The following is a 24,206-nucleotide window of genomic DNA, read 5'->3' on the forward strand; positions in this document are numbered from 1 at the left end:
GTCAGTCCTCCTGGTTGCGGGTCGGGGTGGTGCCGGTGGCCGCGGCGAGTCCGGCGGCCAGGATCGGTCCGATCTGGGCCAGCGAGCCGGCTTGGGTCATCCGGTCGTGCCGGGTGGTGATCTCGTGCGAGACGATCCGGCCGGCGACGTACGGGCGCCAGATGGCGGGCCCGGAGCCGTCGTCGCCGCGGTCGATCGTGGAGTTGAAGAGCAGCAGGTCCCCGTCGAACCTGCCGGGGACGAAGTCGACGGCCAGCTTCGCGTTGTTGATCATGATCTGGACGATGACCTCGACCTGCCGCTCGGTCAGGCCGGCCAGGGCGCTGCCCCGCAGGCTCAGGATCTCGGCGACCTCGGCGTAGGTGATCTCCCGGTCGCCCAGTTCGTCCGGGTCGACGTCGAGCACGCCGACGAGCACGTCCCGCTCGGTGGGCACGGGCACCTGCTCGAACGCCACGTCCTTCACCGGGTAGGCGTCGAGGATCGCCAGCATCGCGGTCCGCTCGCCCTGCGCCTGCAGCTCGCAGGCGACGGCGTGGGCGATCAGCCCGCCGGCGGACCAGCCGAGCAGCAGGTACGGGCCCTCGGGCTGGATCTTGCGGATCTGCTCGACGTAGTCGGCCGCCATCTCCTCGTAGGACGTCGGAAGGGGTTCGGGCCGGCCGAGGCCGCGTGCCTGGATCGCGTAGACCGGGTACTCGGGGCCGATGTGGTTCAGCAGCCCGCTGTACGACCAGCTGATGCCGCCGCCGGGGTGGACGCAGAACAGCGGGGTCCGGCCGCCGGTCGTGCGCAGCGGCAGCACCACGTCCAGGGCGTCGTCCGGGTCGTTCATGACCAGGCGTTCGGTGAGCCCGGCCACGGTCGGCGCCTCGAACAGCGTGCGCAGTCCCACCTCGACGCCGAGGGTCTCGCGGACCCGGGAGACCAGGCGGGCGGCGAGCAGCGAGTGGCCGCCCAGGTCGAAGAAGCTGTCGTCGATGCGTACCTGCTCCCGGCCCAGGACCTCGGCGAACAGGCCGCACAGCAGCTGCTCCCGCGGGGTCCGGGGGCCGCGGCCGCCGCCCGGCGCGCTGTAGTCGGGGGCGGGCAGGGCGGCCCGGTCCAGCTTGCCGTTGGCGGTCAGCGGCAGCACGTCGAGGGTGACGAACGCCGACGGCACCATGTACTCGGGCAGTTCGCGGCGCAGCAGGTCGGACAGCTCGCCGGCCTCGGGCGCGCCGTCGGGGGCGGGCACCAGGTAGGCGACGAGCCGCTTGTCGCCCGGCTGGTCCTCGCGGGCGACGACGGCGGCCTGGGCGACGCCCGGGCAGTCCGCGAGCACGGCCTCGACCTCGCCGGGCTCGATCCTGAAGCCGCGCAGCTTGACCTGGTGGTCGGCCCGGCCGACGAACTCCAGCGTGCCGTCGGCCAGCCACCGCGCCAGGTCGCCGGTGCGGTACATCCGCCCGCCGCGGCCGCCGTCTGGGCCGCCGTCGGGGTCGAACGGGTCGGCGACGAACCGCGAGGCGGTGAGCCCGGGCCGGTGGACGTAGCCCCGGGCCACGCCCACCCCGGCGAGGTACAGCTCGCCGACCACGCCCGGCGGGACCGGGCGGAGCGCCGCGTCGAGCACGTAGGCGCGCATGTCCGCCATCGGCCGGCCGATCGGCACGCTCGCCGCGTGCTCGGAGAGGGAGCGCAGCGGGTGGAAGGTGGCCAGGGTGGTGGCCTCGGTGGGTCCGTAGCCGTTGACCACCTTGATGCCGGGGCAGGCCGCCAGCACCCGGGAGACGGCGGCCGGGGACACCACGTCGCCGCCGGTCCACACCTCGCGGACCCCGGCGAGCAGGCCCGGCCGCTCCTCGGCGACCAGCCGGAACAGACCGGACGTCAGCCACAGCCCGGTCACCCCGTGCTCGCTGACCGCCTGGTGCAGCAGGTCGAGGTCGAGCCGGCCGGGCGGCGCGACCACGATCCGGCCGCCGGCCAGCAGCGGCACCCACAGCTCGTACGTCGAGAGGTCGAAGGCGGTCGGCGAGTGCAGCAGCACTCGTTCGTGCCCGCCGCCGCGCCAGCACGGGCTGAGCGCGAGGCCCACCACGTCGCGGTGGGTGACGGCCACGCCCTTCGGCCGCCCGGTCGAGCCGGAGGTGTACATCACGTACGCCAACTGCCGCGCGTCGGCGGGGACTCCGGGGTCGGACGCGTCGGGCTCGGCCTGGATCAGGGCGGTCAGCACGTCCTCGCTGAGTACCAGCGCGGCCCCGGCCTCCTGGAGGATCAGGTCGATGCGGGAGGACGGGAAGCGGGAGTCGAGCGGTACGTAGACGCCGCCCGCCTTGATGATCGCCAGGATCGCGACGACCAGGTCCGCCGACCGCTCCAGCAGCACCGCGACCGGCGTCTCCGGCAGCACGCCCTGGCCGATCAGCGCCCGCGCGAGGCGGTTGGACCGCAGGTCGAGTTCCCGGTAGGTCAGCTCGGTGGTGCCGGCCACGACGGCCACCGCGTCCGGGGTGGCCCGCACCTGGCGGGCGAAGAGCTCCGGCAGCGCGGCCTCGGGCAGTGCGGGCGCCGCGTCGGGGGTGCCGTCGGCCTGTGCGAAGTCCGTGAGCAGCCGGTGGCGTTCCTCGTCGGACAGGATCTCGATCCGGCTGAGGGGCTGCTCCGGGGCGGCGGCCACCGCGCGCAGCAGCCGCGCCCAGCGGGCGAACAGCAGCTCCACGGTGGCTGGTTCGAAGAGGTCGGTGGCGTACTCCACCGCGCCGACCATGCCGTCCGGGCCGCCGTCCGGGCGGTACTGCTCGGACAGGCTGAACGTCAGGTCGACCCGCGCGGTGCCGGTGGGCGCCTCCAGGTGGCCGGTGGACAGCCCCGGCAGCGTGAACTCGCCGGTCGGCGAACTCTGCAGGGCCAGCATGATCTGGAACAGCGGGTGGTGCGACAGCGACCGGGCCGGGTTGACCACCTCGACCAGGTACTCGAACGGCACGTCTTGGTGGGCGTAGGCGGACAGCGCCTTCTGCCGGACCCGGCCGAGCAGTTCGGCGAAGCCGGGGTCGCCGCTGGTGTCGGTGCGCAGCACCAGGGTGTTGACCATGAACCCGACGAGGTCGTCCAGGGCCTGGTCGGTCCGCCCGGCGATGGGGCTGCCGACCGGGATGTCGGTGCCGGCGCCGAGCCGGGTGAGCAGCGCGGCGAGGCCCGCCTGAAGGACCATGAACATGCTGGCGCCGGACTCGGTGGCCAGGTCGCGCAGCGCCCGGTGCAGTTCGGCGTCCAGCCGGACGCCGAGCTTGCCGCCCCGCTGGGAGGCCACCGCCGGGCGGGGCCGGTCGGCCGGCAGGTCCAGCCGCTGCGGGATTCCGGCCAGCTCCTCGCCCCAGTAGGCGAGTTGCCGGGCGAAGAGGCTCTCCGGGTCGGCGGCGTCGCCGAGCAGGTCGCGCTGCCACAGGGTGTAGTCGGCGTACTGCACCGGCAGCGGGGACCACCGGGGTTCCGCACCCTGGCTGCGGGACGCGTAGGCGGTCGCCAGGTCGCGGGAGAGCGGGCCCATCGACCAGCCGTCGGCCGCGATGTGGTGCACCACCAGCAGCAGCACGTGCCGGTCGGCGGCGAGGGCGTGCAGCTCGGCGCGGATCGGCGGCTCGGCGGCCAGGTCGAAGCCGTACCGGGCGCCCTCCGCCAGCCTGCCGGGCAGCCGCTCGTCGTCGAGTTCGACGACCGGCAGCTCGGGCCGGCACGCGTCCGCGCCCAGCACGAGCTGGTACGGCACGCCGTCCGCCTCGCGCAGCACCGTCCGCAGGCTCTCGTGCCGGGCGACCACGTCGGCGAGCGCGGCCCGCAGCGCCGCCCGGTCCAGTTCGCCGTCCAGGCGCAGCGCGAGCGGCATGTTGTAGGTGGCGCTCGGGCCGTCCATGCGGTGCAGGAACCAGAGGCGCTGCTGGGCGAAGGACAGCGGGACCCGCTCCGGGCGCGGACGGGCGGTCAGCGCGGGCCGTTCCGTGGCGGAGCCGTCGAGGCGGGCGGCCAGGCCGGCCACGGTCGGGTGCTCGAAGACCGTGCGGACCTGCAACTCGGCTCCGAAGGCCGCCCGTACCCGGGAGGCCAGGCGGGTCGCCAGCAGGGAGTGGCCGCCGAGGTCGAAGAAGCTGTCCTCGACGCCGACGCCCGGCAGTCCGAGCACGTCGGCGAAGAGGTCGGCGAGCAGCTGCTCCTGAGGGGTGCGCGGCGCCCGTCCGGTCGCGGCCGTCCCCAGGTCGGGGGCGGGCAGCGCGCGGCGGTCGACCTTGCCGCTGGGGGTCAGCGGCAGCGCGTCCAGGACCACGAAGGCCGACGGCACGAGGTAGTCGGGCAGCCGGTCGCGCAGCCGGTCGCGGAGTTCGCCGACGAGGGCACCGCTGGTACGGCTCCCGGTCGGGCGGTTGGTGAGCGAGGACAGCGCCGTGCCGGTGCCGTGGACGGGCCGGTACGCCTCAGCCGGGGCGTCTCCCGGTACGCCGTCGAACAGCACGTCCAGGGCGTCGGGCGCGTCGGCCGACCAGGTGACGTCCGTCCTGCGGCCGAGTTCGCCGCCGAGCGTGTGGAAGTCCTCCGGGTCGGGCGCGTCGCCGCCGTCCGGGCCGTGCAGCCGTTCCAGCAGCTGGGCGAGCGTGCCCTCCCCGTCCCGCACCGCCCGGGCCAGCCCGGCCTCGCGGGCGACGCGCCGGTTCGGCACCCCGCTGACGCGGACCGGGCCCGCCCCGTGCCGGGCCAGCAGCTCGCGCAGGTCCGCGAGGTCGGCGACCTCCCGGCCCCAGGCCGGCTCGCGCGGCGCGGGCGGGTCCGCCGGAGCGGCCGGGTCCGTGAGGGTGACCGGGTCCGTGGGGGTGGCCGGGTCCGTGGGGGCGGCTGCCCGCTTGTGCAGCGTGACGTCGTAGCGGTAGCGGGTCAGCTCGTTGTGGTGCCGGCCGCGCTTGACCTCCACGGCCACGGTGCCGATGTCGGCGCCGGTGCTGCTTCCACGGTCACGGTCGCTGTCGCGGAGGACGGTGAAGAAGTCCGGGTCGACGAGGAGTTCCTTCTCCACCAGCAGGGCCTGCTCCACGGCGCGGCGCACCGCGGGCAGGTCGGCGCCGTCGGCGGTCCGGTGCAGCTGGACGGCCGTGGTCAGCGGACGCAGCAGCCGCAGGTTGCGGACGTCGCCGACGAAGAGCGCGCCGCCGGGGGCGAGCAGCCGCGTCAGCTTCCCGATCACGTCCGCGAGGTAGTCGGCGGACGGGAAGTACTGCACCACCGAGTTGATCACGATGGTGTCGAACCGTCCGGCCGGCAGTCCGTCGGTGTCGTGCGCCGGGCGGGTCTCCAGCACCACGCGCTCCGCCAGCCGCTCCTCCCGCGCCACCTGGGCGGCCAGCGCGTCGATCGCGGTGGCGGAGAAGTCGGTGGCCCAGTAGCTCTCGCAGTGCGGTGCGACCTGCGAGAGCAGCAGGCCGGTGCCGACGCCGACCTCCAGCACCCGGCGGGGGCGCAGGGCCAGGATGCGGTCCACCGTGGCGTCCCGCCACTCCCGCATCTGCTCGACGGGGATCGGGCTCGCGTCGTAACTGCTGTTCCAGCCGACGAAGTTCTGGCCGAAGGCGGCTTCCTCGGGAACGATGGGCAGGGCGTCGTAGATGTCCCGCCACTCGCCCACGTGGTCCGCTTCCAGGCCGCTGTCCCGGGCCGCCTCCTGGCGCGGGACGACGTAGCCGACGAGCCGGTCGTCCTGGGCGAGGACGGCGGACTGGGCGACGGCGGGGTGCTCGGCCAACGCCGCCTCGATCTCGCCGAGTTCGATGCGGAAGCCGCGCACCTTCACCTGCTCGTCGGCCCGCCCGACGTACTCCAGCTCTCCGTCGGCGCGCCGCCGGACCAGGTCGCCGGTCCGGTACAGCCGGCTGCCGGCCGGGCCGAACGGGTCGGCCACGAACCGCGAGGCGGTGAGCCCGGGCCGGTTCAGGTAGCCGCGGGCCAGACCGGCACCCGCCACGTACAGCTCCCCGCCACGCCGGGCGGTACCGGCCGCAGCCGCTCGTCCAGGACGTACGCCCGCGCGTTGGCGATGGGCCGGCCGATGGGCGGCGTGCCCGCGCCCGGGGTGAGCGGGTCGCTCATCGTGGCGCACACCGTCGTCTCCGTCGGGCCGTACGCGTTGATCATCCGGCGCCCCGGGGCCCACCGGGCCACCAGCTCCGGCGGGCACGCCTCACCCGCCACCACCAGCGTCGTCACGGTCGACGTGGCCTCCGGCAGGGCGGCCAGGACGGACGGGGGCACGGTCACGTGGGTGACCGCGAGGTCCGGGTCGGTCAGCGCGGCGACCGGATCGGCGGCGGGGGGCAGCACCAGGGCGGCGCCGCACAGCAGCGCGGTGAGGATCTCCGACACCGACGCGTCGAAGCTGGGCGAGGCGAACTGGAGTACCCGGCTGGTCGGTTCGATCGCGAAGCGCTCGATCTGCGCGGCGACCAGGCTCGCCAGACCGGTGTGGCTCACCATGACGCCCTTGGGGCGGCCGGTGGAGCCCGAGGTGTAGATGACGTAGGCCGGATTGCGGACGTCGAGCGCGACCTCGGGAGCCGTCTCCGGCCCGTCCGCCCCGGTGACCAGCGCGGGATCGTCGATCACCACGGCGGGACGGGCGTCGTCCAGCATGAACGTGATCCGCGCCGACGGGTACGACGGATCGACCGGCAGATAGGCCGCACCCGCCTTCAGCACACCCAGGACGGCGACGACCGACTCGACCGAGCGCGGCAGCGCCACGGCCACGACCTGCTCGGGCCCCACCCCCCGGCCGATCAGCGCGTGCGCCAGCCGGTTCGCCCGGGCGTCCACCTCACCGTAGCTCAGTTCGACATCACCCCGGACGAGGGCGACCGCGTCCGGCGCCGCCGCCACCCGCGCCGCGAACAGCTCCGGCACCGGAAGGGTGCCGACCTCGCGGGCGGTCGCGTTGCCGTGCTCCAGGAGCCGGCGCCGCTCCTCGTCGCAGAGCAGGTCGATCCCGCCGATCGGCTGCTCCGGGTCGGCGGCGACCGCCTCCAGCAGCAGGGTCCAGCGGCGGGCGAGGGCGGCGACGGTGTCCTGGTCGAAGAGGTCGGTGGCGTACTCCACCCCGCCGACGATCCCGGCCGGGCTTCCGTCGGGCCCGAACTGCTCGGCGAGGTTCACACCGAGGTCGAACTTGGCGGTTCCGGTGGCCACCGCGTAGGTGGCGACCTCCAGGCCGGGCAGCGAGAAGCGGCCCATCGGCGCGTTCTGCACGGCCAGGATGGTCTGGAAGAGCGGGTGGTGGGACAGCGACCGGTTCGGGTTCAGCGCCTCCACCAGGTGCTCGAACGGCACGTCCTGGTGCGCGTACGCCGACAGCGCCGTCTCCCGCACCCGGCCCAGCAGCTCTGCGAAGCCCGGATCACCACTGGTGTCCGTACGCAGCACCAGCGTGTTGACGAAGAACCCGACCAGATCGTCCAACGCCTCGTCGGTACGCCCCGCGATGGGACTGCCGATCGGAATATCCGTCCCCGCCCCCAACCGCGTGAACAACGCGGCCAACCCGGCCTGGAGCACCATGAACAGACTCGCACCAGAACGCCGCGCCAACTCCGCCAGAGAAGCGTGCAGTTCGGCGCTCAGCTCCAGGCCGACCTGGCCTCCGTGCCAGCGGGCGACGGCCGGCCGAGCGCGGTCGGCGGGCAGTTGGAGCAGCTCCGGAAGGTCGGACAACTGCTCCTTCCAGTAGCCGAGTTGTTCGGCGAAGCGACTTTCGGGGTCGGCAGCGTCGCCGAGCAGGTCGCGCTGCCACAGGGTGTAGTCGGCGTACTGCACCGGCAGGTCCGGCCAGTTCGGGGCGCGGCCTTCGGACCTGGCCGCGTACGCCTGCGCCAGGTCGCGGGCCAGCGGGCCGGTGGACCAGCCGTCGCCCGCGATGTGGTGCATCACCACCAGCAGCACGTGCTCGTCCGGCGCGACCGCGAACAGCTCGGCCCGCAGCGGTGGTTCGGTCTCCAGGTCGAAGGGCCGACGGGCGAACGCGCCGAGTTGTTCAGGGAGTTCGGCCTCCGACACCTCCGTCCTCCGTACCGGGGGCCGGGCCGCGGCCGGGTCCAGGACGCGCTGGCAGGGTACGCCGTCGACCTCCGGGAAGACCGTCCGCAGGCTCTCGTGCCGGGCCACCACGTCGGCGAGCGCCTCGTCCAGCGCCGCCGCGTCGAGCGTTCCGGTCAGCCGGAGCGCCAGCGGGATGTGGTAGGTCGCGGCGGCACCGTCCATGCGGTGCAGGAACCAGAGCCGGCGCTGGGCGAAGGAGAGCGGTACCTGTTCGGGCCGCGCGTGCGCCGTCAGCGCCGGGCGGACACGGCCCGTCCCGGCCAGCGCCTCGGCCAGGCCCGCGACGGTGGGCGCCTGGAAGAGCGCGCGCAGCCCCAGCTCCACGCCGAGCACCGAGCGGACCCGTGCGACCAGCCGGGTGGCGAGCAGGGAGTGCCCGCCCAGCTCGAAGAAGTCGTCCTCGACCCCGACCTTGGGCGCGCCCAGCACCTCCGCGAACAGCTCGCACAGGATCTGCTCCTGCGGCGTGCGCGGCGCCCGCCCGGCCGCCGCGGCCACCGGCTCCGGCGCGGGCAGCGCCGCCCGGTCCAGCTTCCCGTTCGGCGTCAGCGGCAGCACCTCCAGCACCACGAACACCGACGGCACCATGTAGTCCGGCAACCGGTCGCGCAGGAACGCCGCCAGCTCCGCCGGACGCGGGGCCGCGTCGGGGCGGGCCGCCTCCTGGCGCGGGACGACGTAGCCGACGAGCCGGTCGTCCTGGGCGAGGACGGCGGACTGGGCGACGGCGGGGTGCTCGGCCAACGCCGCCTCGATCTCGCCGAGTTCGATGCGGAAGCCGCGCACCTTCACCTGCTCGTCGGCCCGCCCGACGTACTCCAGCTCTCCGGCGGCGCGCCGCCGGACCAGGTCGCCGGTCCGGTACAGCCGGCTGCCGGCCGGGCCGAACGGGTCGGCCACGAACCGCGAGGCGGTGAGCCCGGGCCGGTTCAGGTAGCCCCGGGCCAGACCGGCACCCGCCACGTACAGCTCCCCCGCCACGCCGGGCAGCACCGGCCGCAGCCGCTCGTCCAGCACGTAGGTCCGGAACCCCGCGACCGGCCGGCCGATGGGCGGCGTGCCCGCGCCCGGCGTGAGCGGGTCGCTCATCGTGGCGCACACCGTCGTCTCCGTCGGGCCGTACGCGTTGATCATCCGGCGCCCCGGGGCCCACCGGGCCACCAGCTCCGGCGGGCACGCCTCACCCGCCACCACCAGGGTGGCGGCCGTGACCTCGGCGCTGTCGAGCGCGGCCAGGGCGGAGGGCGGCAGGGTCACATGGGTGGCGTCGAGCCGGCGGTCCGTGAACGCCTCCAGCGGGGCCCGCGCCGGGGCCAGCACGAGGGCGGCGCCGGTGAGCAGGGCCGCGCACAGGTCCCAGAACGACGCGTCGAAGCTGGGCGAGGCGAACTGGAGTACCCGGCTGCCCGGCTGCACGCCGAGCCGCTCGACCTGCGCGGCGACCAGGCCCGCCACACCGGCGTGGCTCACCATGACGCCCTTGGGGCGGCCGGTGGAGCCCGAGGTGTAGATGACGTAGGCCGGATTGCGGACGTCGAGCGCGACCTCGGGAGCTGTCTCCGGCCCCTGCGCATCGGTGACCAGCGCGGGATCGTCGATCACCACGGCGGGACGGGCGTCGTCCAGCATGAACGCGATCCGCGCCCGCGGGTACGACGGGTCCACCGGCAGATAGGCCGCGCCCGCCTTCAGCACACCCAGGACGGCGACGACCGACTCGACCGAGCGCGGCAGCGCCACCGCGACAAGCTGCTCCGGACCGACCCCCCGGCCGATCAGCGCGTGCGCCAGCCGGTTCGCCCGGGCCTCCAACTCGCCGTAGCTCAGCTCGACATCACCGCTGACGAGGGCGACCGCGTCCGGCGCCGCCGCCACCCGCGCCGCGAACAGCTCCGGCAGGCTCGCGGGGGCGGCCGTGCTCCCGGCGGCGGGCAGCAGCTCGCGCCGTTCCCCGTCGGAGAGCAGGTCGAACCCGCCGATCGGCTGCTCCGGGTCGGCGGCGACCGCGGCCAGCAGCCTGGTCCAGCGGGCGAAGAGGGCCGCCACGGTCGGGCGGTCGAAGAGGTCGGCGCTGTACTCGACCGCGCCGACGATCCCGGCCGGCGCGCCGTCGGGCCCGTGCGTCTCGGCCAGGCCGAAGGTCAGGTCGAGCCGCGAGGTCCCGGTGGGCACGGCCATCCCGGCGGCCTTCAGGCCGGGCAGGTCGAAGTCGCCGCCCGGCGTGTTCTGCACGACCAGCCCGGTCTGGAAGAGCGGGTGGTGGGACAGCGACCGGTTCGGGTTCAGCGCCTCCACCAGGTGCTCGAACGGCACGTCCTGGTGCGCGTACGCCGACAGCGCCGTCTCCCGCACCCGGCCCAGCAGCTCGGCGAAGCCCGGATCACCACTGGTGTCCGTACGCAGCACCAGCGTGTTGACGAAGAACCCGACCAGATCGTCCAACGCCTCGTCGGTACGCCCCGCGATGGGACTGCCGATCGGGATGTCCGTCCCCGCCCCCAACCGCGTGAACAACGCGGCCAACCCGGCCTGGAGCACCATGAACAGACTCGCACCAGAACGCCGCGCCAACTCCGAGAGAGAAGAGTGCAGTTCGGCGTCGATCCGGACGTCCAGCAGGTCGCCCCGGTACGACATGACGGCCGGGCGGGGCCGGTCGGCCGGCAGCGGCAACCGCTCGGGCAGTCCGGCCAGCGCCTCCGTCCAGTAGGCGACCTGGCGGGCGAACAGGCTGTCCTCGTCGTGCTCGTCGCCGAGGATCTCGTGCTGCCACAGGGTGTAGTCGCCGTACGCCACCGGCAGCGGCGGCCACTGCGGCGCCCCGCCGTCCCGGCGGGTGGCGTAGGCGGTGGCGAGGTCGCGGGCCAGCGGGCCCATGGACCAGCCGTCACCCGCGATGTGGTGCATCACCACCAGCAGCACGTGCTCGTCCGGCGCGACCGCGAACAGCTCGGCCCGCAGTGGGAGTTCGGATGTCAGGTCGAAGCTCCGCACCGCCGCCTCGCGCAGCAGGGCCGGGACCTCCGCCTCGCCGGCCGTCCGCACGGCCAGCGGGACGGCGGCCTCGGCGGCGTCCAGCACCCGCTGCCGCGGGATGCCGGCCGTCTGCGGGAAGACGGTGCGCAGCGTCTCGTGCCGGGCCACCACGTCGGCGAGGGCGGCCCGCAGCGCGCCCCGGTCGAGGTCGCCGGACAGCCGCAGGGCGAGCGGCATGTGGTACGTGGCGCTCGGCGCGCCGAGCTGCTGGAGGAACCACAGCCGGCGCTGCGCGAACGACAGCGGCATGACCTCGCGGCGCGGCCGGGGAACCAGCGCCTGCCGCGCGGTGCCGGCGGCGTGCAGTCCGGCCGCGAGACCGGCGGGCGTCGGCGTCCGGAACAGGCTGCGCAGCTCCAGCTCGACGCCGAGGGTCGCCCGGACCCGCGAGACCAGCCGGGTGGCGAGCAGGGAGTGCCCGCCCAGCTCGAAGAAGTCGTCCTCGACCCCGACCTTGGGCGCGCCCAGCACCTCCGCGAACAGCTCGCACAGGATCTGCTCCTGCGGCGTGCGCGGCGCCCGCCCGGCCGCCGCGGCCACCGGCTCCGGCGCGGGCAGCGCCGCCCGGTCCAGCTTCCCGTTCGGCGTCAACGGCAGCACCTCCAGCACCACGAACACCGACGGCACCATGTAGTCCGGCAACCGGTCGCGCAGGAACGCCGCCAGCTCCGCCGGGCTCAGGACGGTGTCGGCCGAGGGCACCGCGTACGCGACGAGCCGGGTCTCGCCCGGCCGGTCCGCCCGGGCGAGCACGGCGACCTGGGCGACGCCCGGGTGCGCGGCCAACTCGGCCTCGATCTCCCCGGGTTCGATCCGGAAGCCGCGCACCTTCACCTGGTGGTCCACCCGGCCCGCGAACTCCAGCTCGCCCCCTGCGCCCCAGCGGACCAGGTCGCCGGTCCGGTACAGCCGGCCGCCGGCCGGGCCGAACGGGTCGGCCACGAACCGCGAGGCGGTGAGCCCGGGCCGGTTCAGGTAGCCGCGCGCGAGGCCCGCCCCGGCGAGGTACAGCTCGCCCGTGACGCCGGGGGCGACCGGCCGCAGCGACGAATCGAGCACGTAAGCACGGCAGTTGGCGATCGGTCGGCCGATCGGCACCGGCAGCGGGCAGTCGGCGGGGTCGGCCGGCAGCGGGTAGGCGGTGATCACGTGGGTCTCGGCGGGGCCGTAGTGGTTGTGCAGCTCCCGGCCCGGCCTCCGGGCCTGGAAGCGCCGTACGGCGCCGCCCAGCCGCATCGCCTCGCCGGCCTGCGCGACCAGCCGCAGCCTCGGCAGCTCCAGCCCGGCCTCCTCGGCGGCCTCGGCCAGCGCCTCGACGACGAGGTTGGGCGCGAACAGCTCCTCGACCCCGTGCCGGTCCAGCCAGTGCGCGAACAGCTCGGCGCTGCGGCGCTGTTCGTCGGTCGGTACCACGAGGGTCTTGCCGTACAGCAGCGCGGAGAGCATCTCCTGCACCGAGACGTCGAAGCTGATCGCGGTGAACTGCGCGGTGCGCGTGCCGGGTTCGCCGCCGACGGACCGGTGGTGCCACTCCAGCAGGTTCAGCAGCCCGGCGGCGGGCATCACCACGGCCTTGGGCTTGCCGGTGGAGCCGGAGGTGTAGATGACGTACGCCGGGTGCCGCGGGTCCGGGGCGGTACCCGGGTCGTGCTCCGGCCACTCCCCGGCGGGTGTGACGGCCGCGAGGTCGTCGAGCACCACGGCCGGGCGGGCGTCGTCCAGCATGTACGCGATGCGGGCGGCCGGGTAGTCCGGGTCGACCGGCAGGTAGGCCGCGCCCGTCTTGAGGACGGCGAGGACGGCGACGACCAGCTCGGTGGAGCGCGGCAGCCGCACGGCGACGACCTGCTCGGGTCCCGCCCCGCGCGCGATCAGCGCGTGTGCCAGGCGGTTGGCCGCGCGGTCCAGCTCCCGGTAGGTCAGCGCGGTGTCCTCGAACACCACCGCCGGCGCCTCCGGGGTGGCCCGGACCCGGGCCTCGAACAGCGACGCCAGGCCGGCGCCGGAGGTCGGGCACGCGGTGTCGTTCCGCGCGACCAGCAGCTCGTGGCGCTCCTCGGCGGACAGGACGTCGATCCGGCTCAGCGGCCGGTCCGGCTCGGCCACCACCGCCGCCAGCAGCCGCAGCCACCGGGCGACCAGCGCCTCCACCGTGGCGTGGTCGAACAGGTCGGTGCTGTACTCGACGCGTCCGACGACGCCCTCGGCCGGCCCGCCGGTGCCGCCGCGCTCCAGCAGGTGGATGGAGAGGTCGAACATCGCCGTGGGCGTCCGCACCAGGACGATCTCGGCGCTCAGGCCGGGCAGGGCGAACTCGGTTCGGGGCGTGTTCTGGAGTGCGAGCAGCACCTGGAACAGGGGCTGCCGGGCGAGCGACCGGGTCGGGTTGAGAGCCTCGACGAGGTGCTCGAACGGCAGGTCCTGGTGGGCGTACGCGGCCAGCGCGGTCTCCCGGACCCGGCCCAGCAGCTCGGTGAAGGTCGGGTCGCCGCTGGTGTCGGTGCGCAGCACCAGGGTGTTGACGAAGAACCCGACGAGGTCGTCCAGCGCCTGGTCGGTCCGGCCGGCCATCAGACTGCCGACCGGGATGTCCTCGCCCGCGCCGACCTTGTCCAGCAGCGCCGCCAGCGCGGCCTGCACCACCATGTAGATGCTGGCCCCGTGCTCCCGGCCCAGGCGGAGCAGCCCGGCGTGCAGGTCGGCGTCCAGCTCGATCGGGAGGTGGCCGCCGGCGTACGAGGGAGCGGACGGGCGGTGGCGGTCGGCGGGGAGCCGGAGCTGCTCCGGAAGGTCGGCCAACTGGCGTTCCCAGTAGTCGGCCTGACGGGACGACAGACCGTCGGGATCGGCCGCGTCACCGAGCAGCTCGCGCTGCCACAGGGTGTAGTCGGCGTACTGGACGGGCAGCGGCGCCCACCGCGGCTCCTCGCCCAGGCGGCGCGCCGCGTAGGCGGTGGCCACGTCGGCCGAGAGGGGGCCCAGCGACCAGCCGTCACCGGCGATGTGGTGCACCACCAGCAGCAGCACGTGCTCGTCCGGCGCCACCTCGAACAGCTCGGCGCGCAGGGGCGGTTCGGTGGCGAGGTCGAAGCCGCGCGCGGCGGCGGCAGCCAGCGGCCGCGTCAGGTCCGCCGTGCCGACCCGGGTGACGGGCAGCCGCGGCCGGGCGGCCGAGGCGTCCAGCACCTCCTGGTAGGGCGCACCGTCCGCCTGGGGGTAGACGGTGCGCAGGGTCTCGTGGCGGGCGACGACGTCGGCCAGCGCCTCCTCCAGGGCCGTCCGGTCCAGCGGCCCGGACAGCCGCCACGCCAGCGGCATGTTGTAGACCGGTGCGGCGCCCTCCAGCTGGTGCAGGAACCACAGCCGCTGCTGCGCGGAGGACAGCGGCACCCGGTCGGGCCGCTCCGCTCGCCGCAGCGCGAGCCGTGCCCGGCCCGCCCCGCCGAGCCCGGCGGCCAGCCCGGCCACGGTCGGCGTCTCGAACAGGGAACGGAGCTCCAGCTCCACGCCGAGCGCCGACCGGGCCTTGGCCACCAGCCGGGTGGCCAGCAGGGAGTGGCCGCCCAGATCGAAGAAGCTGTCGTCGAGGCCGACCCGCGGCACGCACAGGACCTCGGCGAACAGCTCGGCCAGCACCTGCTCCTGCGGGGTGCGCGGGGCCCGATCGGTCCGCGTCGCGGGGTACTCCGGTGCGGGCAGCGCGCGCCGGTCGAGCTTGCCGTTGGCGGTCAGCGGCAGGCTCTCCAGGATCACGAACGCGGCCGGAAGCATGTGCACCGGCAGCCGCTCGCGCAGGTGCTCGCGCAGCGCGTCCGGTCGGAGCTCCTGCCCGGCGACGGGTACCGGGTAGGCGACCAGGCGCCGGTCCTCCGCCCGGTCCTGCCGGACGACGACGGCGGCCTGTGCGACGTGCGGGTGTCCGGTGAGGGCGGCCTCGATCTCGCCGGGCTCGATCCGGAAGCCGCGGACCTTGACCTGGTCGTCGGTGCGGCCGAGGAACTCCAGGTTCCCGTCGCCGTTCCACCGGACGAGGTCGCCGGTGCGGTACATCCGCCCGCCGCCAGGACCGTACGGGTCGGCCACGAAGCGCCCGGCGGTCAGCCCCGGCTCGTTCAGGTAACCGCGAGCCAGGACCGCGCCGGCGATGTACAGCTCACCCGCGACCCCCGCCGGAACCGGCCGCAGCGCGCAGTCCAGGACGTACAGCCGGGTGTTGCCCACCGGTCGGCCGATCACCGGGCGCGGGCTCGAAGCCAACGGCGCGATGACCGAGTTGACCGTGCACTCGGACGGACCGTAGAAGTTGAGGCAGGCCACACCGCCGGCCGCGCGCAGCCGCTCCCACAGCCGCTGCGGCACGGCCTCGCCGCCCGCCGCGACCATCGCCGGGCGCCACCGCGGATCGTCCAGCAGCCCCCGCTCCACCAGCACCTGCAGGTACGACGGAGTGGCGCCGACGTAGTCGAGCCGGCAGCGCCGGGCGTAGTCGACGAAGGCGTCCGGGTCGGTCCAGGTCGCGTCGTCCAGGACGTGCAGCTCGTGGCCGGCGAACACGGCGAACAGCTGGTCCCAGGACGCGTCGAACGACACCGACGTCGTCAGCCCCACCCGCAGCCGCTCCTCCGGCCGACGCGCGAACAGCAGCGGCAGTTGGTTGGCGAACAGGTTGTGCAGGGCGCCGTGCGTCGGCAGTACCCCCTTGGGCCGTCCCGTGGAGCCCGAGGTGAAGATCGCGTAGGCCGGGTTCTCCGGATCGATGGCCACCCCCGGGTCCACCACGGGGCAGCCCGCGAGGACCGCCTCCGTCTCCGGGTCATCGAGCACCAGCCGCTCGACGGAACCCGCCGCGGGCAACCGGTCCCCGGTACCCGAGTCGGTCACCACCAGCACCGGCCGGGCCTCGCCCAGCATGTGGCCGATCCGCGCGGCGGGGTAGTCCGGATCCACCGGCACATACGCCGCACCCGTCTTCAGGACAGCGAGGATCGCCACCACCAGCTGGGCCGAACGAGGCACCGCCACCGCGACCAACCGCTCCGGCCCGGCCCCGCGCGCGATCAGCGCGTGCGCCAACCGGTTCGCCCGCGCGTCCAGTTCCGCATACGTCAGGGACGCGTCCGGCCCCACCACCGCGACCGCGTCCGGACTCGCCGCCACCTGGGCCCGGAACACCTCCGGCAGGCTCCCCGCGGGGACCTCGGCCACCGGACCCGCGCCCAACTCCAGCAGCCCACGCTCCTCGTCCGGAGCAAGCAGGCCGACACTGCTGAGCCGCTGCCGAGGGTCGGCGACCACGGCCCGGAGCAGCCGCACCCAGCGCTCGGTCATCGTCTTGACCGTTGCCGGTTCGTACAGGTCGCTGGAGTATTCGACGAACCCGTCGATCCCGGCCGGGGACCCGTCCTCGCCGTGCCGCTCGGACATCGAGAGGATCAGGTCGAGCTTGGCGGTGGTCGTCGTCAACGGCAGGTCGGCGACCTCCAGCCCGGGCGGGGCGAAGTCGGCCCGGGGCGCGTTCTGGAGCACCAGCATGACCTGGAACAGCGGGTGGTGCGCCAGCGAGCGCACCGGGTTGAGGGCCTCCACCAGGTACTCGAACGGCAGGTCCTGGTGGGCGTACCCGGCGAGCGCGGTGTCCCGCACCCGGCCCAGGAGTTCGGCGAAGGTCGGGTCGCCCGAGGTGTCCGTACGGAACACCAGGGTGTTGACGAAGTAGCCGACGAGGTCGTCCAGCGCCTGGTCGGTCCGGCCGGCGACGGGGCTGCCCACCGGGATGTCCTCGCCCGCGCCGAGCCTGCTCAGCAGCGCCGCCAGTGCGGCCTGGAGCACCATGAACAGACTGGTCCCGTGGGCCCGGGCCAGCTCGCGCAGGCCGTGGTGGAGTTCGGCGTCCAGCCCGGCGGGCACGAAGCCGCCCCGGTACGAGGCGACCGCCGGGCGGGGCCGGTCGGCGGGCAGCTGGAGCTGCTCCGGCAGGTCGGACAACTGGCGTGTCCAGTAGGCGGCCTGGCGGGCGAACAGGCTCTCCTGGTCCGTGCCGTCGCCGAGCAGCCGGTGCTGCCACAGGGTGTAGTCGGCGTACTGGACGGGCAGCGGCGCCCATCGCGGCTCCTCGCCCCGGCGGCGCGCCGCGTAGGCGGCGGCCAGGTCCCGCGTGAACGGCCCCAGCGACCAGCCGTCACCGGCGATGTGGTGGAGCACCACCTGGAGCGCGTGCTCGTCCGGCGCGAGCTCGAACAGCTCGGCGCGCAGCGGCAGATCGGCCGCCAGGTCGAAAGGACGGGCCTTCGCGGCCGCCAGCGCCGCCGGCAGCGCGGCCTCGGTGGTCCGGGCCACGGCCAGCCGCGGCCGACCCGCCACGGCGTCCAGCACCTTCTGGTGCGGCACGCCGTCCAGCGCCGGGAAGACGGTGCGCAGGCTCTCGTGGCGCTCGGCCACGTCCGCCAGGGCGGCCTCCAGGGCCCGCTGGTCCAGGGGCCCGGACAGCCGCCACGCGAGGGAGATGTGGTAGTTCGCGCCGGCGCCCTCCAGCTGGTGCAGGAACCACAGCCGCCGCTGGGCGAACGACAGCGGGATCGTTCCGTCGCCAGGATCACCAGGCTCGCCGAGGGCGCCGGGGGTGCCGGAGCCGCCGGGGGTACCGGGGGTACCGGGGGCCGCCTCCGCGGGCCGCCGGCGGGGCGCCAGCGCCGGCCGCGCCTGGCCGGCCCCGCCAGGGCCGCGGCCACGCCGGCCGGGGTCGGGGTCTCGAACAGGGTGCGCAGCTCCAGCTCCACCCCGAGGGTCGCGCGCACCCGGGCCACCAGCCGGGTGGCGAGCAGCGAGTGGCCGCCGAGCTCGAAGAAGCCGTCCTCGGCGCCGACCTCGGCCACGCCGAGCACCTCGGCGAACAGCTCGCACAGGAGCTGCTCCTGCGGGGTGCGCGGAGCGCGGCCGGTGCTCGCCGGGGCGAGGTCGGGGGCGGGCAGCGCGCGGCGGTCCAGCTTGCCGTTGGCGGTCAGCGGCAGCTTCTCCAGCGTGACGAACGCGGCCGGCACCATGTACTCCGGCAGCCGTGCGCGCAGGTGCTCGCGGAGTCCGGCCGGGCTCGGGGCGGCATCGGCGGCGGGCACCAGGTAGGCGACCAGCCGGGTGTCGTCGGCCCGGTCCTGCCGCGCCACGACGGCGACATGGGCGACGCCGGGGTGCGCGGCGAGCGCCGCCTCCACCTCGCCGAGCTCGATCCGGAAGCCGCGCACCTTCACCTGGTCGTCGGCCCGGCCCACGAACCGCAGGCTGCCGTTCGCGCTCCGGCGCACGACGTCGCCGGTGCGGTACATCCGCCCGCCGCCGGGACCGTACGGGTCGGCCACGAAGCGCCCGGCGGTCAGGCCGGGCCGGCTCAGGTAGCCGCGCGCGAGGCCCGGACCGGCGACGTACAGCTCACCGGGCACGCCCGGGGGCACCGGGCGCAGGCGCGCGTCCAGCACGTACGTCCGCAGGTCCGGGAGGGCCGCGCCGACCTCGCCCGCGGCGGTGCCCGACCGTCCCAGCGCCGCGTACGTGACGTGCACGGTGGTCTCGGTGATGCCGTACATGTTGACCAGGCGCGGCGCGTCGTCCGGGTGCCGCTCGTACCAGCTGGCCAGCCTGGCGTGCTCCAGCGCCTCGCCGCCGAACACCACGGTGCGCAGCGCGAGCGGGCGGCGGGCCTCCGGGGCCTCTTCGTCCGCCCGCATCAGCTGGTAGAACGCGGACGGGGTCTGGTTGAGGACGGTCACCCGCTCGCGGGCGAGGAGGTCCAGGAACCGGTGGGGCGAGCGGCTGGTCTCGTGGTCCACGACCACCAGGCGGCCGCCGTGCAGCAGCGGGCCCCACAGCTCCCACACGGAGAAGTCGAAGGCGTAGGAGTGGAAGAGGGTCCAGACGTCGTCGGCGGAGAAGCCGAACAGCTCCCGGGTGGTGCCGAACAGCCGCACCACGTTCCGGTGCGGGACCACGACGCCCTTGGGGTTGCCGGTGGACCCGGAGGTGTAGATGACGTAGGCCGCGTTGCCGGGGCCGGCGGCGGCGACCGGGTCGTCGTCCGGCAGCCCGTCCAGGTCGGCGGCGTCCAGCAGCAGCCGCTCCGCCCCTTCCGCGCCCGGGAGTCCGCCGACCGCGCCGGTCGTCACGAGCAGCGCCGGCCGGGCGTCCTGGAGCAGGTAGGAGACGCGGGCGGCCGGATACTCCGGGTCCACCGGGACGTAGGCGGCTCCCGTCTTGAGGACCGCGAGGACCGCGACCACCAGCTCGGCCGAGCGCGGCAGGGCCAGGGCCACCAGCTGCTCCGGCCCCACGCCCCGGGCGATCAGGGCGTGCGCGAGCCGGTTCGCCCGGGCGTTCACCTCCCCGTAGGTGAGCGTGACGTCGCCGCTCACCACGGCGACCGCCGCCGGGTCCGCCCGCACCCGCCGCTCGAAGAGCGCGGTGACGGTGGTCTCCGGCACGTCCCCGTCCTCCTCGGTGCCGGCCGGCAGCAGCGCGCGGAGCTCGTCGGCGGAGAGCAGGTCCACCTGGCCGATCCGCCGGCCGGGGTCGGCCACCACGGCGCGGAGCAGCCGCAGCCACCGGTCGACGACCGCCGCCACGGTGGCCGCGTCGAAGAGGTCGGTGCTGTACTCCACCAGGCCCGACAGCCCGTCCGCGCCGGGCTCCTCGGTGAGCATGAAGGTCAGGTCGTACTTGGCCGTCCCGGTGGGCACCAGGTCGGCCGCCACCCGCAGCCGGGGCAGCTCGAACGTGCCGAGGGGGGCGTTCTGCAGCGCGAGCATGGTCTGGAACAGCGGGTGGTGGGCGAGCGACCGGGCCGGGTTCAGCGCCTCGACCAGGTGCTCGAAGGGCACGTCCTGGTGCGCGTACGCGGCCAGCGCGTCGGCGCGCACCCGGCGCAGCAGTTCGGTGAACGTCGGGTCGGCGGAGAGGTCGGTGCGCAGCACCAGGGTGTTGACGAAGAAGCCGACCAGGTCGTCCACGGCCTCGTCGGTGCGTCCGGCGATGGGCGTGCCCACGGGGATGTCGGTGCCCGCGCCGAGCCTGCCCAGCAGGGCGGCCAGTCCGGCCTGGAGCACCATGAAGAGGCTGGCCCCGCCGTCCCGGGCGAGCGTGCGCAGGCCCTGGTGCAGTTCGGCGTCGATCCGCATCGGCAGGTGGGCGCCCCGGTGCGAGGCCACCGCCGGCCGGGGCCGGTCGAAGGGCAGCTCGACCTGCTCCGGCAGGCCCGCCAGACGCTGTGTCCAGTAGGCCAGTTGGCCGCTCATCAGGCTGTCCGGGTCGGCCGCCTCGCCGAGCAGCTCCCGCTGCCACAGCGCGTAGTCGGCGTACTGGACGGGCAGCGGCGACCACTGCGGCTCCGCCCCCTCCGAACGCGCCGCGTAGGCCGTCGCCAGGTCGCGCGAGAGCGGCCCCGTCGACCAGCCGTCGCCGGCGATGTGGTGCACCACCAGCAGCACCACGTGCTCGTCGGCGCGCAGCCGGAACAGCTCGGCGTGCAGCGGCGGCTCCTCGGCCAGCTCGAAGCCGTGCCGGGCCGCCGCCGCCAGCCGGTCCGGCAGGTCGTGCGCGGCGGCCTCGGTCACCCGCAGCCGCGGCCGTGCCGCGTCCGGGTCCAGCACCCGCTGGCGCGGCTCCTCGTCCACCACCGGGAAGACGGTGCGCAGGCTCTCGTGGCGCTCGACCACGTCCGCCAGGGCGTCCTCCAGGGCGCGCTCGTCCAGGGCGCCGGACAGCCGCAGCGCCAGCGGGATGTTGTACGTGGCGCTCGGGCCGTCCATGCGGTGCAGGAACCACAGCCGGCGCTGCGCGAAGGACAGCGGGACACCCCGGGCCGCCTCGGCGGGCCGCCCGCGCCGTCCCAGTGCGGGCCGTGCGCGGCTCGCGCCGTCCACCGCCGCCGCCAGCTCCGCCACCGTCGGCGCGTCGAACAGGTCGCCCAGCCGCAGCTCCACGCCGAGCGCCGACCGCGCCTTGGCCACCAGCCGGGTGGCCAGCAGCGAGTGCCCGCCGAGGTCGAAGAAGCTGTCGTCCGGCCCGGCCTCGGCGACCCCGAGCACCTCGGCGAACAGCCCGGCCAGCACGTGTTCGGTCGCGGTGCGCGGTGCCCGGCCGGCGGCGGCCGCGAGCTGCTCGGGGGCGGGCAGTGCCCGCCGGTCGAGCTTCCGGTTCGGCGTCAGCGGCAGCGCGTCCAGCGGGACGAACGCCGACGGCACCATGTACTCCGGCAGCCGCTCGCGCAGGTGCTCGCGCAGCTCGGCCGGGCTCGGGGCCGCCTCCGCGGCGGGCACCACGTAGGCGACCAGCCGGGCGTCCTCCTCGGTCCGCACCACCACGGCGGCCTGCGCGACGTGCGGGTGTCCGGTGAGCGCGGCCTCGATCTCGCCGGGCTCGATCCGGAAGCCGCGGACCTTGACCTGGTCGTCGGTGCGGCCGAGGAACTCCAGGTTCCCGTCGCCGTTCCACCGGACCAGGTCGCCGGTACGGTACATCCGCCCGCCGCCAGGACCGTACGGGTCGGCGACGAACCGCCCGGCGGTCAGCCCCGGCTGGTTCAGGTAACCGCGGGCCAGGACCGCGCCGGCGATGTACAGCTCACCCGCGACGCCCTCCGGAACCGGCCGCAGCGCGGAGTCCAGGACGTACAGCCGGGTGTTGCCGACCGGTCGGCCGATCACCGGGCGCGGGCTCGAAGCCAACGGCGCGACGACGGAGTTGACCGTGCACTCGGACGGACCGTAGAAGTTGAGGCAGGCCACACCGCCGGCCGCGCGCAGCCGCTCCCACAGCGCGTCCGGGACGGCCTCGCCGCCCGCCGCGACCATCGCCGGGCGCCACCGCGGATCGTCCAGCAGCCCCCGCTCCACCAGGACGTGCAGGTACGACGGAGTGGCCTCCAGGAAGTCGAGCCGGCTGCGCCGGGCGTGGTCGAGGAAGGCGTCCGGGTCGGTCCAGGTCGCGTGGTCCAGGACGTGCAGTTCGTGGCCGGCGAACACGGCGAGCAGCTGGTTCCAGGACGCGTCGAACGACACCGACGTGGTGAGGGCCACGCGGAGCCGGCGCCCTCCCGCGAGCAGCGGCGGGTACAGGGTCCTGCGGTGGTCGGCGAGGAGGTTGTGCAGGGCGCCGTGCGTCGGCAGCACGCCCTTGGGCCGCCCCGTGGAGCCCGAGGTGAAGATCGCGTAGGCCGGGTGCTCCGGATCGATGGCCACCCCCGGGTCCACCACGGGGCAGCCCGCGAGGACCGCCTCCGTCGCCGGGTCATCGAGCACCAGCCGCTCGACGGAACCCGCCGCGGGCAGCCGCTCCCCGGTACCCGAGTCGGTCACCACCAGCACCGGCCGGGCCTCGCCCAGCATGTGGCCGATCCGCGCGGCGGGGTAGTCCGGATCCACCGGCACATACGCCGCACCCGACTTCAGGACAGCGAGGATCGCCACCACCAACTGGGCCGAACGAGGCACCGCCACCGCGACCAACCGCTCCGGCCCCGCACCACGCGCGATCAGCGCGTGCGCCAACCGGTTCGCCCGCGCCTCCAGCTCCGCATACGTCAGGGACCCGTCCGGCCCCACCACCGCGACCGCGTCCGGACTCGCCTCCACCTGAGCCCGGAACACCTCCGGCAGACTCCCCCCCGGGACCTCCACCACCGGACCCGCGCCCAACTCCAGCAGCCCACGCTCCTCGTCCGGGGCGAGCAGGCCGATCCGACCGACCGGCTCCTGCGGGGCGCAGCCCGCGAGGGTGTCCAGCAGCGCGATCAACCTCCGCTGGTGGTCGGCGAGTTCGTCCGCGCTCCAGCTTCGGGGCGCGCCCTTGAGCTCCACCCGGAGGTCGTTCTCGCCGCGCTGGCCGGTGATCCACAGGGCCAGCCCGGCGGTCGGCTCCGGCAGCATGTAGTGGAGCGTGGCGGGGTGCCCGGCGAAGGTCGGCGCGGCGTCGAAGACCAGGATGTTGACGACCAGCGGGGCGATCGCCCCGGGGGGGCCGGGGACGCCGAGGTCCCGGAACACGTCCTCACCGCGGTAGCGCTGGTGGGCCAGGGCGGCGTCGGCCTCGCGCGCCACCTCCGCGACGAGTTCGTGCCACGGCGTCTCCGGCCGTACGGGCAGGCGCAGGGGCACCATGTTGGAGACCGCGCCGGGCGCGGCCATCAGGGCGCGTCCGGCGCCCTCGCGCCCGGTGACGGGAAGGCCGATCAGCACGTCCCGGTCGCCGGTCAGCCGGTGCGCGTAGAGGGCCGCCGCGGCGATCAGCGGGCGGGACCAGTGGACCTCGGTCCGCGCCGCGGCGGCGTGCAGGGCGTCCACCCGGAGCACGCCCGGTTCCACCGCGGCGCGCGGGGCGCTCCCGCCCCGTGGGGCGGCGCCGGTGAGCCGGGTCGGTTCCGGGCAGTCGGCCAGCCGCTCCGTCCAGTAGCCGCGGTCGGCGGTGAACGCCTCCGAGGCGCGGTAGTCCAGGTCGCCGCGCACCAGGTCGTCCAGCGAGCGGAACGGCGACGGCGGGACCGTGCCGCCGGCGGCCAGCGCCGCGTACGTCCGGGTGAGCCGGCGCCGGACGAGGGACAGGCCGAAGCCGTCCATGACCAGGTGGTGGTAGCTCTGGTAGAGGAGGTGGCGCGTCGGGGAGAGGCTGATCAGCGCGAGGCTGAAGAGCGGGTCGCGCGCGAGGTCCAGCGGGCGCGTCCGGTCCTGGGCCATCCACGCCAGCGCCGCCGCCCGCGGGTCGGGCTCCGAGCCCAGGTCGAGCAGCCGGGGCCGCCAGTCCCAGGTCGCGCGGACGACCTGCCGGGGCTCGTCCCCGTCGTCGGTGAAGCTCACGTGCAGCGCGTCGGTCTCGTCCACCACCCGGCGCAGCGCGGCCTCGGCGAGCGCGGCGTCGACGGGGCCGTGGATCTCCAGGTAGTCGCCGACGCGGTAGGCGTCGAGCCCTGTCCCGGCGCGCTGCTCGGCGAGCCAGATCTCGCGCTGTGCCGCCGTCAGGGGAAGGGTGTCGCCGTCGCGACGGGACATGGGGGTACCTCCAGGAGTGTGGGCAGGCGT

Annotated in this window: 2 protein-coding genes and 2 pseudogenes; all 4 read right to left on the bottom strand. The window is 75.2% G+C overall.

From position 1 onward, the window contains the following. Position 1: 1 nt before the first annotated feature. A complete protein-coding gene (locus BS72_RS39400; RefSeq protein ID WP_322942087.1) occupies positions 2-5,992 on the bottom strand; it encodes a non-ribosomal peptide synthetase in 5,991 nt (1,996 codons plus the stop codon). Next, positions 5,959-16,464, bottom strand: coding sequence for an amino acid adenylation domain-containing protein (locus BS72_RS39405; RefSeq protein ID WP_456049131.1), 10,506 nt, complete (start codon positions 16,462-16,464; stop codon positions 5,959-5,961). Before BS72_RS39405 ends, BS72_RS39400 begins: the two co-directional genes overlap by 34 nt. Further along, positions 16,438-17,838 (bottom strand): annotated as a pseudogene (locus BS72_RS40130) (condensation domain-containing protein); the annotation flags it as partial. The pseudogene BS72_RS40130 and the gene BS72_RS39405, both read right to left, overlap by 27 nt. Positions 17,839-17,924: 86 nt before the next feature. After that, a pseudogene (locus tag BS72_RS37705) lies at positions 17,925-24,176 on the bottom strand (amino acid adenylation domain-containing protein); the annotation flags it as partial. Between the last annotated feature and the right edge of the window lie 30 nt (positions 24,177-24,206).

Source organism: Actinacidiphila yeochonensis CN732, from assembly GCF_000745345.1.
GTDB classification, from domain to species: Bacteria; Actinomycetota; Actinomycetes; order Streptomycetales; family Streptomycetaceae; genus Actinacidiphila; species Actinacidiphila yeochonensis.